The sequence below is a fragment of the Allobosea sp. 05T438 genome, assembly GCF_056396025.1.
The window spans coordinates 794175-809415 of record NZ_JBFTKQ010000002.1 but is presented as its reverse complement, the minus strand read 5'-3'; the positions used below and the strand labels follow the sequence as shown (position 1 = coordinate 809415).

At 65.7% G+C, this 15241-nt stretch carries 15 protein-coding genes; 8 read left to right on the top strand and 7 right to left on the bottom strand.

Features of this window, described 5'->3' with window-relative positions:
- Positions 1-6: 6 nt before the first annotated feature.
- Complete coding sequence (locus tag AC1DIN_RS07640) at positions 7-987, bottom strand: ABC transporter substrate-binding protein (RefSeq protein WP_476809264.1); 981 nt, start codon at positions 985-987, stop codon at positions 7-9.
- A 233-nt stretch (positions 988-1220) separates the two neighbouring features.
- On the opposite strand from AC1DIN_RS07640, the gene AC1DIN_RS07635 reads away from it, so the two are divergent.
- The 6 genes from AC1DIN_RS07635 to AC1DIN_RS07610 all read left to right on the top strand — a co-directional run bounded on the left by AC1DIN_RS07635 (position 1221) and on the right by AC1DIN_RS07610 (position 6610).
- On the top strand, positions 1221-2603 hold the full coding sequence (locus tag AC1DIN_RS07635; RefSeq protein ID WP_441471437.1) for an ABC transporter substrate-binding protein: 1383 nt from the start codon (positions 1221-1223) through the stop codon (positions 2601-2603).
- Positions 2604-2889: 286 nt separating this feature from the next.
- On the top strand, positions 2890-3690 hold the full coding sequence (locus AC1DIN_RS07630; protein ID WP_441471585.1) for a carbohydrate ABC transporter permease: 801 nt from the start codon (positions 2890-2892) through the stop codon (positions 3688-3690).
- Entirely contained in the window at positions 3687-4523 is an 837-nt protein-coding gene (locus AC1DIN_RS07625) for a carbohydrate ABC transporter permease (RefSeq protein ID WP_441471436.1), read from the top strand. Before AC1DIN_RS07630 ends, AC1DIN_RS07625 begins: the two co-directional genes overlap by 4 nt.
- 213 nt (positions 4524-4736) lie before the next feature.
- Positions 4737-5693, top strand: a complete 957-nt coding sequence (tal, locus tag AC1DIN_RS07620) for a transaldolase (RefSeq protein ID WP_476809263.1) — start codon at positions 4737-4739, stop codon at positions 5691-5693.
- Positions 5694-5766: 73 nt separating this feature from the next.
- Positions 5767-5904, top strand: a complete 138-nt coding sequence (locus AC1DIN_RS07615) for a hypothetical protein (protein ID WP_476809262.1) — start codon at positions 5767-5769, stop codon at positions 5902-5904.
- Positions 5905-6013: 109 nt separating this feature from the next.
- Positions 6014-6610, top strand: coding sequence for an HdeD family acid-resistance protein (locus tag AC1DIN_RS07610; protein ID WP_441471433.1), 597 nt, complete (start codon positions 6014-6016; stop codon positions 6608-6610).
- Positions 6611-6620: 10 nt separating this feature from the next.
- Here the strand turns inward: AC1DIN_RS07610 and AC1DIN_RS07605 are convergent, their stop codons facing one another.
- Positions 6621-7154 carry a hypothetical protein gene (locus AC1DIN_RS07605; protein ID WP_441471432.1) on the bottom strand — a complete coding sequence of 178 codons (534 nt, stop codon included), beginning with the start codon at positions 7152-7154 and terminating at the stop codon, positions 6621-6623.
- A 229-nt stretch (positions 7155-7383) separates the two neighbouring features.
- Here AC1DIN_RS07605 and AC1DIN_RS07600 point away from each other — a divergent pair, with 229 nt between their 5' ends.
- Both AC1DIN_RS07600 and AC1DIN_RS07595 read left to right on the top strand, forming a co-directional pair.
- Positions 7384-7947 (top strand): YceI family protein, encoded by a 564-nt coding sequence (locus tag AC1DIN_RS07600; protein WP_476809261.1) that lies wholly within the window; start codon positions 7384-7386, stop codon positions 7945-7947.
- Positions 7944-8507 (top strand): cytochrome b, encoded by a 564-nt coding sequence (locus AC1DIN_RS07595; RefSeq protein ID WP_441471430.1) that lies wholly within the window; start codon positions 7944-7946, stop codon positions 8505-8507. Before AC1DIN_RS07600 ends, AC1DIN_RS07595 begins: the two co-directional genes overlap by 4 nt.
- A gap of 6 nt (positions 8508-8513) precedes the next feature.
- Here the strand turns inward: AC1DIN_RS07595 and AC1DIN_RS07590 are convergent, their stop codons facing one another.
- From AC1DIN_RS07590 to amaB, 5 genes are all read right to left on the bottom strand, one after another.
- A complete protein-coding gene (locus AC1DIN_RS07590) occupies positions 8514-8996 on the bottom strand; it encodes a hypothetical protein (RefSeq protein WP_476809260.1) in 483 nt (160 codons plus the stop codon).
- A gap of 128 nt (positions 8997-9124) precedes the next feature.
- Entirely contained in the window at positions 9125-10801 is a 1677-nt protein-coding gene (locus AC1DIN_RS07585) for a thiamine pyrophosphate-binding protein (RefSeq protein ID WP_476809259.1), read from the bottom strand.
- A 132-nt stretch (positions 10802-10933) separates the two neighbouring features.
- A complete protein-coding gene (locus tag AC1DIN_RS07580) occupies positions 10934-12124 on the bottom strand; it encodes a CaiB/BaiF CoA transferase family protein (RefSeq protein ID WP_476809258.1) in 1191 nt (396 codons plus the stop codon).
- A gap of 108 nt (positions 12125-12232) precedes the next feature.
- On the bottom strand, positions 12233-13429 hold the full coding sequence (locus AC1DIN_RS07575) for an acyl-CoA dehydrogenase (protein WP_476809257.1): 1197 nt from the start codon (positions 13427-13429) through the stop codon (positions 12233-12235).
- A 142-nt stretch (positions 13430-13571) separates the two neighbouring features.
- The gene (amaB, locus tag AC1DIN_RS07570; protein ID WP_476809256.1) at positions 13572-15092 is read right to left on the bottom strand and encodes an L-piperidine-6-carboxylate dehydrogenase; all 1521 of its coding nucleotides are present in this window, start codon (positions 15090-15092) and stop codon (positions 13572-13574) included.
- Positions 15093-15241 lie beyond the last annotated feature (149 nt).

Genomic DNA, 15241 nt, shown 5'->3' with positions numbered 1-15241 from the left:
GCGACCTTACTCGAAGATCGAGCTGAAGCGCTTGCGCGCCGCAGCCTCGTCGGCGAGCGCCTTGGCGGCGTCGAACGACATCAGCTTGATCGCGCTGCGCGCCGGGTAGCCCGCGGGCAGGGCGACATCGGGATGGGCCGCGACATAGCCCTGCTTCAGCGCGAGTTCCTGGCCCTCCTTCGACAGCAGGAAGTCGATGAAGGCCTTCGCGGCCTCCGGGTTCTTCGTGCTCTTCAGGATCGCCACGGGCTCGCTGACGGCGGAGACGCCCTCGCTCGGGAAGACGAACTCGACCGGCGCGCCCTTGGCCTTCTCGCGGATCGGCATGAAGTCGACGATCATGCCGTAGAGCTTCTCGCCCGTGGCGACCTGGCGCAGGATGTCGCCATTGGCGCCGGCGGCCAGCGTGCCGTTCTCCTTGAGCTTCTCGTAGAAGTCCCAGCCGTCCTTCAGATTCCCGGTTAGCGTGATCGTGTGGATCAGCGCGGCGCCCGAGTTCAGCGGGCTCGGCATGGCCAGCTGGTTCTTGGCTTCCGGCCTGGTGAGATCGGTCCAGCTCGCCGGCTTCATCGCCGCCTTGGTGTTGTAGACGATTCCGGTGGTGATCAGCTTGGTCGCGAACCACATCTTCTTGGGATCATGGACGCCGGCCGGGTAGGCGGCGACATCGGCCTTGTCGTGGGCGAGCAGCCTGTCGTCCTTCTTGAGGCCTTCCATCGTCACCGAATCGGCGATCAGGAGCACGTCGGCCTGCGGGGCGCCGGCCTCGAATTCCGCCTTGAGCTTCGCCATGATGCGCGGCGTTCCGTCGCGGACGAAGGAGACGTCGACCTTTGGGTATTTCGCCTTGAAGGCGTCGATCGTCTGCTGGGCGTCGGTGTTCGGCTGGCTGGTGTAGAGTACGAGCTTGCCTTCGGCCGCGAGCGCGCCGGACGCGGCGGCAAGGCCGGCCGCAATGATGAAGGCGTTCAAGGCCTTGGGCTGCATGGAACTCTCCGTCTCTGAATCGCGATTGCGAGATGGCGCTGCGCGTAGACCGCGTAGATGACGGTTCCATGAAACCGCTGCCGGAAGCTGTGCCCGGGCCGGTCCAGTTTGGAATTAAAAATACTATTTGCGGAGAGCCGGACCGTCTTGTTTCGTGCGGGGCTTTTCGACTAGGGTCGCGGCAAGGCGATCAAAAACGTCGAATTAAAACGGTTTAAAAGGGAGGTTATCTGATGAAATTGGCTCGAAATTTCGCGATGGGCACCGCCGTCGCCGCGGTCCTCGCGGGCTGGACCGGGGCTGCTTCGGCGCAGGAAGTCCTCACCGCCTGGTTCACCAAGGGCTTCTATAAGGGCGAGGACGACGCGCTGTTGGCGGTCGTCGACAAGTTCCAGAAGGCAACCGGCGTCAAGGTCGAGCTCTCGCTCTATGCGACCGAGGACTGCGTCACCAAGTCGGTCGGCGCCGTCGATGCCGGCACGCCGCCGGATGTCGGCTTCTGCACCACCTATGATTTCCGCACGACCGGAAAATGGGCCTATGACGGCAAGCTCGAGGACGTCTCGGACGTGCTTGAGCCGCTCAAGTCCGAGCTGCAGCCTATGGCGCTCTCGACCACCTTCCTGATGAACGGCAAGGCCGGCAAAAAGTCCTACTATGCCTTCCCGGTCGAGCAGCAGATGATGCACATCACCTACTGGAAGGACATGCTGGAGGAGGCCGGCTTCAAGGAGGCCGACATCCCGAAGACCTGGGACGGCTACTGGGACTTCTGGTGCGACAAGGTGCAGGGTTCGCTGCGCGCCAAGGGCAAGCGCATCTACGGCATCGGCCATCCGATGGGCATCGCCGCCTCCGACACCTTCTACTCCTTCCTGACTTTCGCCAACGCCTATAACGCCAAGGTCGTCGACGAGAACGGCAAGATCGTGCTCGACCAGCCCGAGAACAAGAAGGCGATGGTCGAGGCGGTGAAGTCCTACGCCAACATCTTCCAGCGCGGCTGCACGCCGCCGTCCTCCGTCAACTGGCTCGACCCGGACAACAACGTCGCCTTCCACAACCGCACGACTGTCGCCACGCACAACGCCACGATCTCGATCGCCGGCAAGCATATGGACGACATGAACAACCCCTCGCTCACGGCCGAGCAGCGGGCGCAGGCGAAGAAGAACTACGAGGACAACATTCGCACGGCCGAGTTCCCGCTCAAGGCCGACGGCAGCAAGATGACGAACCTTGCCGCGGTCAAGACGGCGGTGATCTTCGCCGATGCCAAGAACAAGAAGCGCGCCAAGGAATTCATGGCCTTCTTCATGAAGGACGAGAACCTGCGGCCGTTCGTCGAAGGCTCGGCCGGCCGCTGGGTCCCGACGACGCTGAAGGGCATCGAGGCGCCGTTCTGGTCTGACGGCAAGGACCCGCACCGCGCGGTCGTCTACAAGCAGTACAAGGACGGCACCGTGCCGTTCCAGTTCGTCTACAACTACAACTTCACGACCGTGAACGCCGAGAACGTCTGGGCCAAGGCCGTGAACCGCGTCGTTCAGGACAAGATCCCGGCCGAACAGGCCGTTGACGAGATGATCGCCCGCATCAAGCAGATCGCCGGGTAAGCATTGGACCGAAAGGTGGAAGCCGCCTTTCGGAAGAATCCGATGCAGGAACGAGAACATCGATCGTCGGAGCGGATCGGCGTATCCGCCCCGGCGATCTGAGGGCCCCGCGTCCCTTACGCTCGCATCCTCGATCCGCCGCGGCAATGCCTGCCGCGGCGGAGCTTTCACCGGGTGACAATTCCAGGGAGAGTCCATGAGCACTGCCGCCATGACAGCGCCGATTTCGGCACCGCGTGAGGATAAATCGGGCTTCACGCGCGACCGCGCGACCTGGGGTGCGATCATGCTGGCGCCCTATGTGCTCGTCTTCGCTGTGATGGTGGTCTACCCGGTTGGCTATGGCCTCTGGCTCGGCCTCAACTGGAACTCCTACAAGGCGCTCTTCGCCGACCCGATCTTCCTGCGCACCGTCGTCAATACGATCATCTTCCTGTTCGTGGCGGTGAACCTGAAGTTCCTCATCGCACTGGGGTTGTCCGGCTTTTTCGTGCAGCAGCGGGCCTGGATCCGCTTCGTGCTGGTGCTGTTCATCCTGCCCTGGGCGGTGCCTTCGATCCCGACCATCCTGTCGTTCCGGGTGATGTTGAACCCGGAGAACGGCATGGTGAACCAGCAGCTCTTCCAGTGGTTCGGCGTCATGGAGGGGCCGGGCTGGCTGACCGATCCGACGCTCGCCTTCGCCATGTCGATCATGGTCCACATCTGGAAGTCGCTGCCGTTCTGGACGCTGATCCTGATCACTGGCCGGCTCGCCATCGCGCAGGACCTCTACGAGGCGGCAAGCGTCGATGGTGCCAATCGCTGGCAGCAGTTCCGCTTCATCACCTGGCCCTCGCTGGCGACGCTCTACGTCACCTCGACCATGCTCTCGATGATCTGGACGCTGGGCGACTTCAACAGCGTCTATCTGCTCAACAGCGGCGGCCCCGGCGACCTCAATCACGTCCTCGCGACGCTGGGCATCCGCTATATGCGCAACAACAATCTCGATCTCGGCATCGCCTCGATCATCGTCGCCATGCCGCTGATCCTGCCGATGGTCTTCGTGATGGTGAAGCGCCTGTCGAAGGGAGCGGACGCATGAGGAAGTTCCTCGACGAAGGCAAGCTGATCCTGATCGCGATTCCCGTGCTGATCTGGACGCTGCTGCCGATCTACCACCTCTTCGTGCTGTCGATCTCGAACCAGGAGTCGATGCTGGCCGGCAAGCTCTGGCCGGACAACCCGACGCTGCAGAATTTCCAGATCGTCTTCAACCAGCAGCACTACTACCTGCATAATTTCTGGCGGCAGCTGTTCAACAGCTTCTTCATCGCGATCGCGACGGGGGGGATCACGCTGTTCGTCGCGACGCTCGCCGCCTTCGCCATCGCCCGGCTCAAGGTGAAGGGCGGGCGCACGATGATGAATCTCGCGCTCGCGACCTATCTCATCCCGGCCGCCTTCCTCGCCATCCCCATGTACAAGGCGATGGGCTCCTACGGGCTGCTCAATACGCAGGCCTCGCTGATCCTCGCCATGGTCGCGCTGGCCTCGCCCTATGCGATCTGGGTGCTCAAGCAGGCCTCGGACAAGCTGCCCAAGGAGCTCGACGAGGCGGCGGTGATGGACGGCGCCACCTCGCTCCAGCTCTTCCGGCTGGTCTATCTGCCGCTGATGAAGCCCTCGATGGTGGTGATCGGCATCTACGCGCTGCTGCTCGCCTGGAACGAGTATCTCTACGCCTTCCTGCTGCTCTCCTCGGAGAAGGCGGTGCCTCTGGCCGTCGGCCTCGGCCTCTTCCTTTCGGCCGACGATGCGCCCTGGAACCTGCTGATGGCGGCGGGTCTGCTCTATGCCATCCCGCCAGCCGTGATCTATTACGGCTTCCGCAAGAACATGGTCAGCGGCCTGACCTCGGGCGCGGTGAAGAGCTGATGAACTCGTCATTCTCGGGCGAAGCGAAGCTTCGACCCGAGAATCTAGGGCCAGAAGGAGCGCTTCTCCCTCCAGAGATGCCCGGGTCAAGCCCGGGCATGACGCGCGGGTGATTCCGCCGCATGGCAGAACTGCTTCATCGCTCTCGCAATGGCGGCGAACAGGCGTCACATTGCGTGCGTTATGACAAGAAGAATTGTCGAGGATAGATCAATGACCGCCTCCAAGCTCGACCAGCTCCGCGAAATGACCACTGTCGTCGCCGACACCGGCGATATAGAGGCCGTGCGCCGGTTGAAGCCGGTCGACTGCACCACGAATCCGACCCTGATCCTCAAGGCCGTCGAGGCCCCGGCCTATGCCCATCTCGTCGACGAAGCGATCGGCTGGGGCAAGAAGCAGGGTGGCGGCGAGAAGGCGGTCCATGCCGTCTGCGACCGCCTCGCGGTGAGCTTCGGCACCGAGCTGGCCAAGATCGTGCCCGGCCGTGTCTCGACCGAGGTCGATGCCGATCTCTCCTTCGATACGCAGGCAAGCATCGAGAAGGCCCGCGCCATCATCGCCGCCTACAAGGAGCGCGGCGTCGGCAAGGACCGCATCCTGATCAAGGTCGCCTCGACCTGGGAAGGGCTGCAGGCGGCCAAGGTGCTGCAGGCCGAGGGGATCGACTGCAACCTGACGCTGCTTTTCGCGCTGCCGCAGGCGGTCGCTGCGGCCGACGCCAGGGTCTTCCTGATCTCGCCCTTCGTCGGGCGCATCCTCGACTGGCACGTCAAGGCCGGCGGCGGCCCCTACACCGCCGAGACCGATCCCGGCGTCGTTTCGGTCCGGTCGATCTATGCCTATTACAAGACCTACGGCATCGACACGGTGGTGATGGGCGCCTCCTTCCGCAACACCGGCGAAATCGAGGCGCTGGCCGGCTGCGACCGGCTGACCATTGGCCCGGGCCTGCTCGACGAGCTCGCCGGCGCGACCGGGGAGCTGCCGCGCAAGCTCAAGCGCGAGGCGCCCGGCAAGGCTCCGGAAAAGCTCGTGCTCGACGAGAAGGCCTTCCGCTTCGCCATGAACGAGGACGCGATGGCGACGGAGAAGCTGGCGGAAGGCATCCGCGGCTTCGTCAAGGACCTGCGCAGCCTGCGCAAGCTCGTTGCCGAAAAGCTCGGCTAAAGCGGCCATGGCGGAGCGCCGGCCGCCATCGGGACCGATCTGCTGCAGCAGATGAGCGGAGACGGTCGCGGCCATGGTCGCCAAGAGCCCGCTGAAGCGGCTCGGCAAGGTCGCGGAGCTGGTCGAGCTGGTCGCCTGGCTMGCGAGCGAGTGTTGCAGCTTCTCGACGGGTGCGGTCTTCGATCTTTCGGGCAGGCGCGCCACTTACTGACGCCCGGCTTGCGTCAGATCATTGACGCAACCGCTGCGTGGGTTTCTCATGCGAGTCGTCGAACGAGGCGGCCCGGCTGTCGCGGCTGCCCGGAATGGAGTCTGCCGCCATGAGCACACCGTCTGGAGTCTCCACCCCTCCCTCTCTCGGTACGCATCTCATTCCGCTCCGGCGTAGTTGGGGCTGGCTGATGGCGGAGGGGATCGTCCTCATCATCCTCGGCGTTCTGGGTCTCGGCGCCGTGGCGCTGCTCAGCCTCGCCAGTGCGATCTGGTTCGGCGCCATGATCTTCGTCGGCGGCATCGTCGTGCTGATCGACGCCTTCCGCCATCAGGGCTGGAAAAGCCGCCTGTGGCACATCCTGATCGGCGTGCTCTACGTCGCGGTCGGCGTGATGACCTTCGTCAATCCGCTGGTCGCCACGGCCTCGCTGACCCTTCTGGTCGGTGCGGCCCTGGTCGCGACGGGCGTGCTGCGCCTCATCATGGCGTTCCAGAACCGGGAGCTGCCCTATTGGGGCTGGGTCGCGTTCTCCGGCGCGCTGTCGTTGCTGCTCGGCGGCATGATCCTGGCGCAATGGCCCGGCTCGAGCCTGTGGGTACTCGGCACTTTCCTGGCGATCGAGCTGATCTTTCAGGGCTGGGCGGCGATCGCGCTGGCGCGCGCCATCCGCTCGACCTTTGACGGTGTCCGGCCGGGGGGCTGACGCAGGAAGGCTAGGGCTGGGCGGATTCGCGTTGCGCCACCGGCTGGGCCAGCGAGATGTCGGCCGGGCTGGGTGGTGCGTCGCGGAAATCGCGGAAGAAGCTGCGGCCGCCGGCCGCGGCTGCTTGCAGTTGGCCCTTCCAGCTCTTCTCGCCGGGTTTGCCGCCTAGCGCGGTAAAGTCACCCTCGATCATGTGATCGCTGTCGCGGCCCTGATAGACCAGCACGCCCCGTGCTGTGACKACCACATCGCCGCGTCGCAATGTCGGGTCCTTCAGATACCAATCGGGGTCCCGCTGGGGATCGAGCTTGACCACGGGTGGCTTCGGCTTGGAGGCCGCCTCGGCCGAAGCGCGTTTCCGGTGAGGCTTAACGGTGACGCTGAGCGGGTCATAGGGCTCGAACTCGATCACCGGACGCGGTTGAGGCCGTCCGAACAGGGCATTGGCCAAATTGTCGAGGAAGCCGGCGGCACCCGCAGGCATGGTTGCCGCGATGCTCGCCATCGCCGCGATAAATACGACCTCGCGCAACCGTCTCGCCATCTCGCCGGCCTCCCTGCCGGGACAACAACTGACGACTCGATGCAAAGTTTCAACGACAGGACGCGGGCGCGCTTAACGACCGGTCAATCGACCGGGTCCGCGGGAAGGCGCCGTCAACCTTGATAGGTCTGCCTTGAATCACCTTTTCGTGTTTCGGCTCTGGCGGCCATGGCATTTCCTTCAAGTTGACGGATGGTTGCCGCTTCTCAGGCAGCTTCCGGGTGCCATCATGATCAGGATCGTTGGCTTCTGCCTCGCAGCCCTGCTGGCCGCATCGCAGGCGCAGGCCCAGTCTGCCTGGAGCTTCGATCGGGGTGCGACCGAGATCAGCTTCATCGGGCACCGTTTCGGGGCCGTGGTCACGAACGGCCGCTTCGAGCGATACGAAGGCAGCTTCGCCATCGATTTCGACCACCCCGAGCGAAGTCGTGTCCGTGTGACGCTGCAGACGGCGTCGATCAAGGCGGGTTCACCGCTGGTCGACGGCTTCATTGCCGGGGAGAGCATGCTCGATGCAGCGCACTATCCCGTGGCGAGCTTCGTTTCCGAAAACGTGTCGCGCACTGGCGAGCACAGCCTCGACATCCGCGGCAGGTTGACGATCAAGGGCGTGACACAGCCCTTCTCTGTGAAGGCGACCGTGGACGGAGACATCGAGCGGGCGAGGCGCGGCGACGTGCTGCCCTTCCAGGCCAACGGCAGTTTCCTGCGGCCAGCCTATGGCATCGGCCGGGACGTGAACATCGTCGACGACCAGATGGACATCGTCATCAAGGGGCGCCTGAAGCGATGAGCGATGGGGCGGGGCGGCCGGCGCGCTGGCATCCGGCCAGCGTCGTGCTGCACTGGCTGACGCTGCTGCTCGTGCTGTTCCAGTTCTGGATCGCAGGGCCGATGCGCGACGAGAGCCGCGACCTCATCTCCCGCTTCGAACTCTATCAGCGCCATAAATCCGTGGGGTTGACGATCGCGCTCTTCGTGGTGCTGCGGCTCTTGCTGCGTCTTGCCATTCCGCAACCGGGACCTTTCGAGAGCAATCCCTGGCTGCGGGGCGCGGCCGGCACCGTTCACGCCGGGCTCTATCTCTGCCTGCTGGCATTGCCGGTCACGGGGCTGCTGATGGCGGCGGCGGCGCCGATCCAAATCCCGACGCTCTATTTCGGGCTGTTTCCGGTGCCGCACCCGGTCGGTCCTAACCCTGCCATCTACCAGCGGATGCTGTGGCTGCACAATCAGCTCGGCAACATCCTGATCGCGCTCGGCGTCGCGCATGTGGCGGCGGTCGCCGTCCATATGCTGCTCTGGCGCGATGGCCTGCTCGGCCGGATGTGGTTCGGTCGGCGCTGGTCGTAACCGTCTTCAGCGACCGTTCGCCGCCTCGCCGCTTCGGTCGGCCTCCGCCGCCGCGGTGTCCGTCCTCCCTGGGGCGCTCTGGAACATGGTGCGGCCGCCCGCGGCTGCGGTCTGCAGATTTTGCTTCCAGCCCTTGGGATCGCTGCCGCCGAGCGCCACGAAATCGCTGGAGTGCGCCGCATCGCTGTCGCGCCCCTGATAGACCAGCACACCGCTCGCGGTGACGACAATATCGCCCCGTCGCAGCGTCGGGTCCTTCAAATACCAGTGACGGTCGGTCTGCGGGTCCAGCTTGGCGACCGGGAGCTTGGGCTTCGAGGAGGCTTCGGGTGCCCGCGGGCGTGGCCGCGCCCGGGGCCTGTCATCGTCGAACTCATAGATCGGCGAGGCCCGCAGGCGGGGCGCGCCGAAGATCGCCCGCGCCAGACTGTCGAAGAAGCCGGCCGCCTCCGCACCGGGCGCGGCTGCGACGGTCAGCAGAGCCGCCATCCCGAACCGGATCGCAAATCCGTGCCTCATCGCCGAGCCCTCCGCAGCGTCGTGTCCTCAACGACGTTTGGTCGCGGAAGGCGCGGCGCCGGTTCAGGGGCAACGGCGAGTTTTTTGCTTCGGCGCGATCAGTGCTTGCCCTTGGCCGCGAAAGCCTCGGCCCGGATCGTCGAGAGCGACTTCGCCGGCGTGATCGCCTCTGGGTCGAGCAGGCAGTGAATGATCGCGGGCTTGCCGCTCTTCACCGCGCGCTCGAAGGCCGGGGCGAACTCTTCGGTCTTCTCGACACGCTCGCCATGGCCGCCGAACGCCTTGGCATAGGCGGCGAAATCGGGGTTCTTCAGGGTCGTCGCCGAGACGCGGCCGGGATATTCGCGCTCCTGATGCATGCGGATCGTGCCGTACATGCCGTTATCGACGACGACGACGATCACCGGCAGGTCGTATTGCACGGCCGTCGCGAAGTCCTGGCCATTCATCAGGAAGCAGCCATCGCCGGCGAAGGCGATGACGGTGCGCTCCGGGAAGAGCCGCTTGGCGCCGATCGCGGCCGGCACGCCATAGCCCATCGAGCCGCAGGTCGGGGCGAGCTGCGTCGCGAACTTGTTGAAGCGGTGGAAGCGGTGCACCCAGGTCGCGTAATTGCCGGCGCCGTTGCACAAGATGGCGTCGTCGGGCAGCTGGCTGCGCAGCCAGCGCACCATCTCGCCGGGGTGGAACTCACCGGGCACGGGCGCCGGCTGCTCGCTCCAGGCGATATAGGCTTCGTGCGCGGCAGCGCCGGCGCCTTTCCAGGCCGGAGCCTTGGGGGGCTCGATCGCGGCCAATGCGGCGCAGAAGCCGGCGGGCGAAGCATTGATCGCGAGCGTCGGCCGGTAGACGCGACCCAGCTCCTCCGGATCGGCATGGACATGCACCAGCGGCCGGCCGGGATTGGGAATGCCGAACAGGGTGTAGGACTGGCTCGGCATCTCCGAGAGGCGTCCGCCGACGAGCAGGACGAGATCGCTCTCCTTGATCCGGGCGAGCAGCTTCGGGTTCGGGCCGATGCCGAGATCACCGGCGAAGTTCGGATGATCGGCCGGGAACAGCATCTGGCGGCGGAACGAGACAGCGACCGGCAGATCGAAACGCTCGGCGAAGGCCTGGAAGTCGGCGATCGCTTCCGGGCTCCAGCGCGAGCCGCCGAGGATCGCGATCGGCGACTTGGCCGCGGCGAAGCGCTTGGCGAGATCGGCCATCTGCACCGGCGAGGGATGCTGCTCAGTGACCTGATAGGGCTCCGCGTCGGCGACATCCGCGAGGTCGGTGAGCACGTCCTCGGGCAGCGCGATCACGACCGGGCCGGGCCGGCCCGAGGTCGCGACATGGAAGGCGCGGCTGATGATCTCCGGGATGCGCGCGGCATCGTCGATCTCGGTCGCCCACTTAGTCATCGTGCCGAAGACGGCGCGGTAATCGAGTTCCTGGAAGGCCTCGCGCTCGCGCATGCTGCCGTCGATCTGGCCGACGAAGAGGATCAGCGGGGTCGAGTCCTGGTCGGCGATATGGATGCCGGGCGAAGCGTTGGTCGCGCCGGGGCCGCGCGTCACGAAGCAGATGCCTGGCTTGCCGGTGAGCTTGCCGGCGGCTTCCGCCATCATGCAGGCGCCGCCCTCGGCCCGGCAGATGGTGACCTTCATCGAGGCGTCGTGCAGCGCGTCGAGCACGGCGAGATAGCTCTCACCGGGAACGCAGAAGGCGTCGGTGGCGCCATGGATCAGAAGCTGGTCGACGAGGATCTGCCCGCCGGTGCGATTAGCCATGTTCCCTGTCCCTTTCGCGAGCCCTCATCCTGAGGAGCGGGCAAAGCCCGCGTCTCGAAGGGTGCTCCAGAGCGCACTGGACCATCCTTCGAGACACTGCTTCGCAGCTCCTCAGGATGAGGGCTGAGTGTGTTATTCCGCCGCGGAGGCTCCGCCCCAGGCCGGATCGTTCAAAATGTCGTCTGCATGTTCGCCGAGCCGGGGGCTCGGCCGCTTTGCCACTTGCCGTACGCCGTTCATGACGATGGGCGAGGCGACGGTCGGGATATGGCCGGCCTTCGCGGCAGCGCTCGGCAACTCGACCTTGACGCCGCGCGCGACCACCTGTGGGTCGGCGAAGACCTCGCCGATGTCGTTGATCGGCCCTGCGGGTACGCCGACCTTTTCCAGCCCGGCCAGCAGATCGACTTTGGTCCGGCGCTTGCAAAGCTCGTGCAGCCGCGCCGTCAGCGCGACGCGGTTCTTCACCCGCGATTTGTTATCGAGATAGTCGGGATGGTCGGCCAGTGCCGGCTCGCCGAGCACGTCGCAGAGCTTGCGCCACTGCCCGTCGTTGCCGGTCGCGATGATGATATGGCCGTCGGCGACCGGGAACACGTCATAGGGCACGATGTTCGGATGGGCGTTGCCGAGCCGGGGCGGCGGGTTGCCGCCGACGAGATAGTTCATCGCCTGGTTGCCGAGCACGGCGACCTGCGAGTCGAGCAGGGCGAGATCGAGCGTGGCGCCTTCGCCGGTCGCATCGCGGTGGCGCAGCGCCGAGAGGATGCCGACCGAGGCATAGAGCCCGGTGTAGATGTCGGCGACCGCATAGCCGGCCTTCATCGGCGCGCCCGCCGGCTCGCCGGTGATCGACATGGCCCCGCCCATGCCCTGGACCAGGAAGTCGTAGCCGGCGCGCGGCGCATAGGGGCCGTCCTGGCCGAAGCCGGTGACCGAGCAATAGATCAGGCGGGGGAATTCCTTGCGCAGCGAGGCGGAGTCGAGCCCGTATTTGCTGAGGCCGCCCACCTTGAAGTTCTCGATGACGACATCGGCATGGGCGGCCAGTCGCCTGACCAGCGCCTGCCCCTCCGCCGTGCGGAAATCGGCCGTGATCGAGCGCTTGCCGCGATTGGCGGCATGGAAATAGGCCGCCGAGAGGTGCTCTTCGCCGGTGCCCTCGACGAAGGGCGGGCCCCATTTGCGGGTGTCGTCGCCCTCGGGCGCCTCGACCTTGACGACATCGGCGCCGAGATCGGCCAGGAGCTGGCCGATCCAGGGACCTGCAAGGATGCGCGCCAGTTCGAGGACGCGCAGGCCGGCGAGGGGAGGGGTCGTCATGGCGGGTTCGACTCGGGGGTCATGGTCGGGCTTGGCCCGACCATCTCCGGGGAGGTTCGCGTGGGACGAGATGCCCGGGTCAAGCCCGGGCATGACGCCTGATTGCGCTCAGAAGAACGCCTGCAGGCCGGTAATCGCCCGGCCGAGGATCAGCGCGTGGACGTCATGCGTGCCCTCATAGGTGTTCACCGTCTCGAGGTTCGCCGCATGGCGCATCACCTGATACTCGATCTGGATGCCGTTGCCGCCGTGCATGTCGCGAGCCTGGCGGGCGATGTCGAGTGCCTTGCCGCAGTTGTTGCGCTTGACCAGCGAGATCATCTCGGGGGCCATCTTGCCCTCGTCGAGCAGGCGCCCGACGCGCAATGAACCCTGCAGGCCGAGGGTGATCTCGGTCAGCATGTCCGCGAGCTTCTTCTGATAAAGCTGGGTCTGGGCGAGCGGCTTGTTGAACTGCTTGCGGTCGAGCCCGTACTGGCGGGCGCGGTGGAAGCAATCCTCGGCGGCGCCCATCACGCCCCAAGAGATGCCGTAGCGCGCGCGGTTCAGGCAGCCGAACGGACCCGACAGGCCCGAGACGTTCGGCAGCAGGTTCTCTTCCGGCACGATGACGCCGTCCATGACGACTTCGCCGGTGATCGAGGCGCGCAGCGAAAGCTTGCCGCCGATCTTCGGCGCGGAGAGGCCCTTCATGCCCTTGTCGAGGATGAAGCCGCGGATCTGGTTGTCATGCGCGGCCGACTTCGCCCAGACGACGAAGACGTCGGCGATCGGCGAGTTCGAGATCCACATCTTCGATCCCGTCAGCTTGTAGCCGTCGGCGACCTTCTCGGCGCGGGTCTTCATGCCGCCTGGGTCGGAGCCGGCATCCGGCTCGGTCAGGCCGAAGCAGCCGACCCACTCGCCGCTGGCGAGCTTCGGCAGGTACTTCTTGCGCTGCTCCTCGCTGCCATAGGCATAGATGGGATACATCACGAGCGAGGACTGCACCGACATCATTGAGCGGTAGCCGGAATCGACGCGCTCGACCTCGCGGGCGACCAGCCCGTAGGAGACGTAGTTCGCGCCGGCGCAGCCATATTCTTCGGGGACGGTGACGCCGAGCAGGCCGAGCTCGCCCATTTCGTTGAAGATCGAGCGATCGGTCTTCTCGTCGAGATAGGCGTCATGGATGCGGGGAGCGAGCTTCTCCTGCGCATAGGCGCGGGCCGTGTCGCGGATCAGCCGCTCGTCTTCCGTGAGCTGCTCGTCGAGCAGATAGGCGTCGTCCCAGGTGAACTTCGCGAGCTTGTGGCTGCCGGCCATGGTGTTCGTCTCCCGTCCTGTTTCCACTTACCGTCATTGCGAGGAGCGGAGCGACGAAGCAATCCAGGGGGGACGTAGAGCGCTGCCGCTCCTGGATTGCTTCGCTTCGCTCGCAATGACGGGTGCTGTTCAGCTCAATCCGTCACGCATCCACGTCGAAGCTGACGCCCTGCGCCAACGGCAGCGTGGTGCCGTAGTTCAGCGTGTTGGTGGCGCGGCGCATATAAGCCTTCCAGGCGTCGGAGCCGGCCTCGCGACCGCCACCCGTCTCCTTCTCGCCGCCGAAGGCCCCGCCGATCTCGGCGCCCGAGGGGCCGATATTGACGTTGGCGATGCCGCAGTCCGAACCCTCGTCCGAGACGAAGAGCTCGGCCTCGCGCATGTTCAGTGTGAAGATCGAGGAGGACAGGCCGGCGCCGACGGCGTTCTGGATCGCGATCGCCTCGTCGATGGAGTTGTACTTCATCACATAGAGGATCGGGGCGAAGGTCTCGCGCTCGACCGGGCCGCACTGCTTGGGCATCTCGACCAGCGCCGGACGGACGTAGAAGCCGCCCGCGCCGACATCGACCTTCTCGCCGCCATGGACCTTGCCGCCTTCGGCCTTGGCCTCGGAGAGCGCCTTCTGCATCCCCTGATAGGCGGCCTCGTCGACCAGCGGGCCGACCAGCACGCCGGCCTCGCGCGGATCGCCGATCTTCACCGAGCCGTAGACCTTGGCGAGCTTCGGCACGAGCGCGTCATAGACGCTTTCATGCACGATCAGGCGGCGCAGCGTGGTGCAGCGCTGGCCGGCGGTGCCCATCGCAGCGAAGGCGATGCCGCGCAGCGCGATGTCGAGATCCGCCGACGGCGCCACGATCGCGGCGTTGTTGCCGCCGAGCTCGAGGATGGCGCGGGCGAAGCGCGACGCCAGCTTCTGGCCGACTTCCTTGCCCATGCGGGTCGAGCCGGTGGCCGAGACGACAGGGACGCGGTGGTCGGAAACCAGGATGTCGCCGATCTCGCGAGCGCCGATCAGCACCTCGGAAAGGCCGACCGGAGCCTCGGGGCCGAAGCGCTTCATGGCCTTCTCGACGATGGCCTGCACGGCGAGCGCGGTCAGCGGGGTCTTCTCGGAGGGCTTCCAGACGACGCTGTCGCCGCAGACGAAGGCGAGCGCCGCGTTCCAGCACCAGACCGCGACCGGGAAGTTGAAGGCCGAGATCACGCCGACGACGCCGATCGGATGCCAGGTCTCCATCATGCGATGGTTCGGGCGCTCGGTGGCGATGGTCAGGCCGTAGAGCTGGCGCGACAGACCGACAGCGAAATCACAGATGTCGATCATCTCCTGAACCTCGCCGAGGCCCTCGGAGGTCACCTTGCCGGCTTCGAGCGTCACCAGCAGACCGAGATCGGTCTTGGCGGCGCGCAGCTCTTCGCCGAGCAGGCGAACGAACTCGCCGCGCCGCGGCGCCGGCACCTTGCGCCAGGCGAGATAGGCTGACTGCGCCCGGCCGATCGCGGCCTCGGCCTCGGCGGGGTTCGTCTCGCGCAGGGTCACGACGGTCTCGCCGGTGATCGGCGAGCGCGCCGACAGGCCGGCATCGGCATAGGCTGCCTCGGAAACCCCGAGGCGCTTGAGCAGGGCGAGCGTGTCTTTCGGCAGAGGTGTGGCCATCGTTGTCTTCCAGCGGTCGCGGGCGGATGCCAAAGGGCTGATAACCCCGAGGCGCATGAAGCAATGGCGCGGAAACCGGAGCCGCCGCGCTTTGGGCCGGGAGAATGCCCTCTTTCATAGGGGGGCGGCAACCGATATGTTCTCACCAC

Excerpts from the sequence above, each read along its gene's own strand:
- AC1DIN_RS07625 (WP_441471436.1), top strand. The coding sequence starts at position 3,687 with ATGAGGAAGTTCCTCGACGAAGGCAAGCTGATCCTGATCGCGATTCCC.
- AC1DIN_RS07610 (WP_441471433.1), top strand. The coding sequence starts at position 6,014 with ATGAGCACACCGTCTGGAGTCTCCACCCCTCCCTCTCTCGGTACGCAT.
- AC1DIN_RS07640 (WP_476809264.1), bottom strand. The coding sequence starts at position 987 with ATGCAGCCCAAGGCCTTGAACGCCTTCATCATTGCGGCCGGCCTTGCC.
- AC1DIN_RS07590 (WP_476809260.1), bottom strand. The coding sequence starts at position 8,996 with ATGGCGGCTCTGCTGACCGTCGCAGCCGCGCCCGGTGCGGAGGCGGCC.
- AC1DIN_RS07585 (WP_476809259.1), bottom strand. The coding sequence starts at position 10,801 with ATGGCTAATCGCACCGGCGGGCAGATCCTCGTCGACCAGCTTCTGATC.
- amaB (WP_476809256.1), bottom strand. The coding sequence starts at position 15,092 with ATGGCCACACCTCTGCCGAAAGACACGCTCGCCCTGCTCAAGCGCCTC.
- AC1DIN_RS07580 (WP_476809258.1), bottom strand. The coding sequence starts at position 12,124 with ATGACGACCCCTCCCCTCGCCGGCCTGCGCGTCCTCGAACTGGCGCGC.
- AC1DIN_RS07575 (WP_476809257.1), bottom strand. The coding sequence starts at position 13,429 with ATGGCCGGCAGCCACAAGCTCGCGAAGTTCACCTGGGACGACGCCTAT.
- tal (WP_476809263.1), top strand. The coding sequence starts at position 4,737 with ATGACCGCCTCCAAGCTCGACCAGCTCCGCGAAATGACCACTGTCGTC.
- AC1DIN_RS07635 (WP_441471437.1), top strand. The coding sequence starts at position 1,221 with ATGAAATTGGCTCGAAATTTCGCGATGGGCACCGCCGTCGCCGCGGTC.
- AC1DIN_RS07630 (WP_441471585.1), top strand. The coding sequence starts at position 2,890 with ATGCTGGCGCCCTATGTGCTCGTCTTCGCTGTGATGGTGGTCTACCCG.
- AC1DIN_RS07600 (WP_476809261.1), top strand. The coding sequence starts at position 7,384 with ATGATCAGGATCGTTGGCTTCTGCCTCGCAGCCCTGCTGGCCGCATCG.
- AC1DIN_RS07595 (WP_441471430.1), top strand. The coding sequence starts at position 7,944 with ATGAGCGATGGGGCGGGGCGGCCGGCGCGCTGGCATCCGGCCAGCGTC.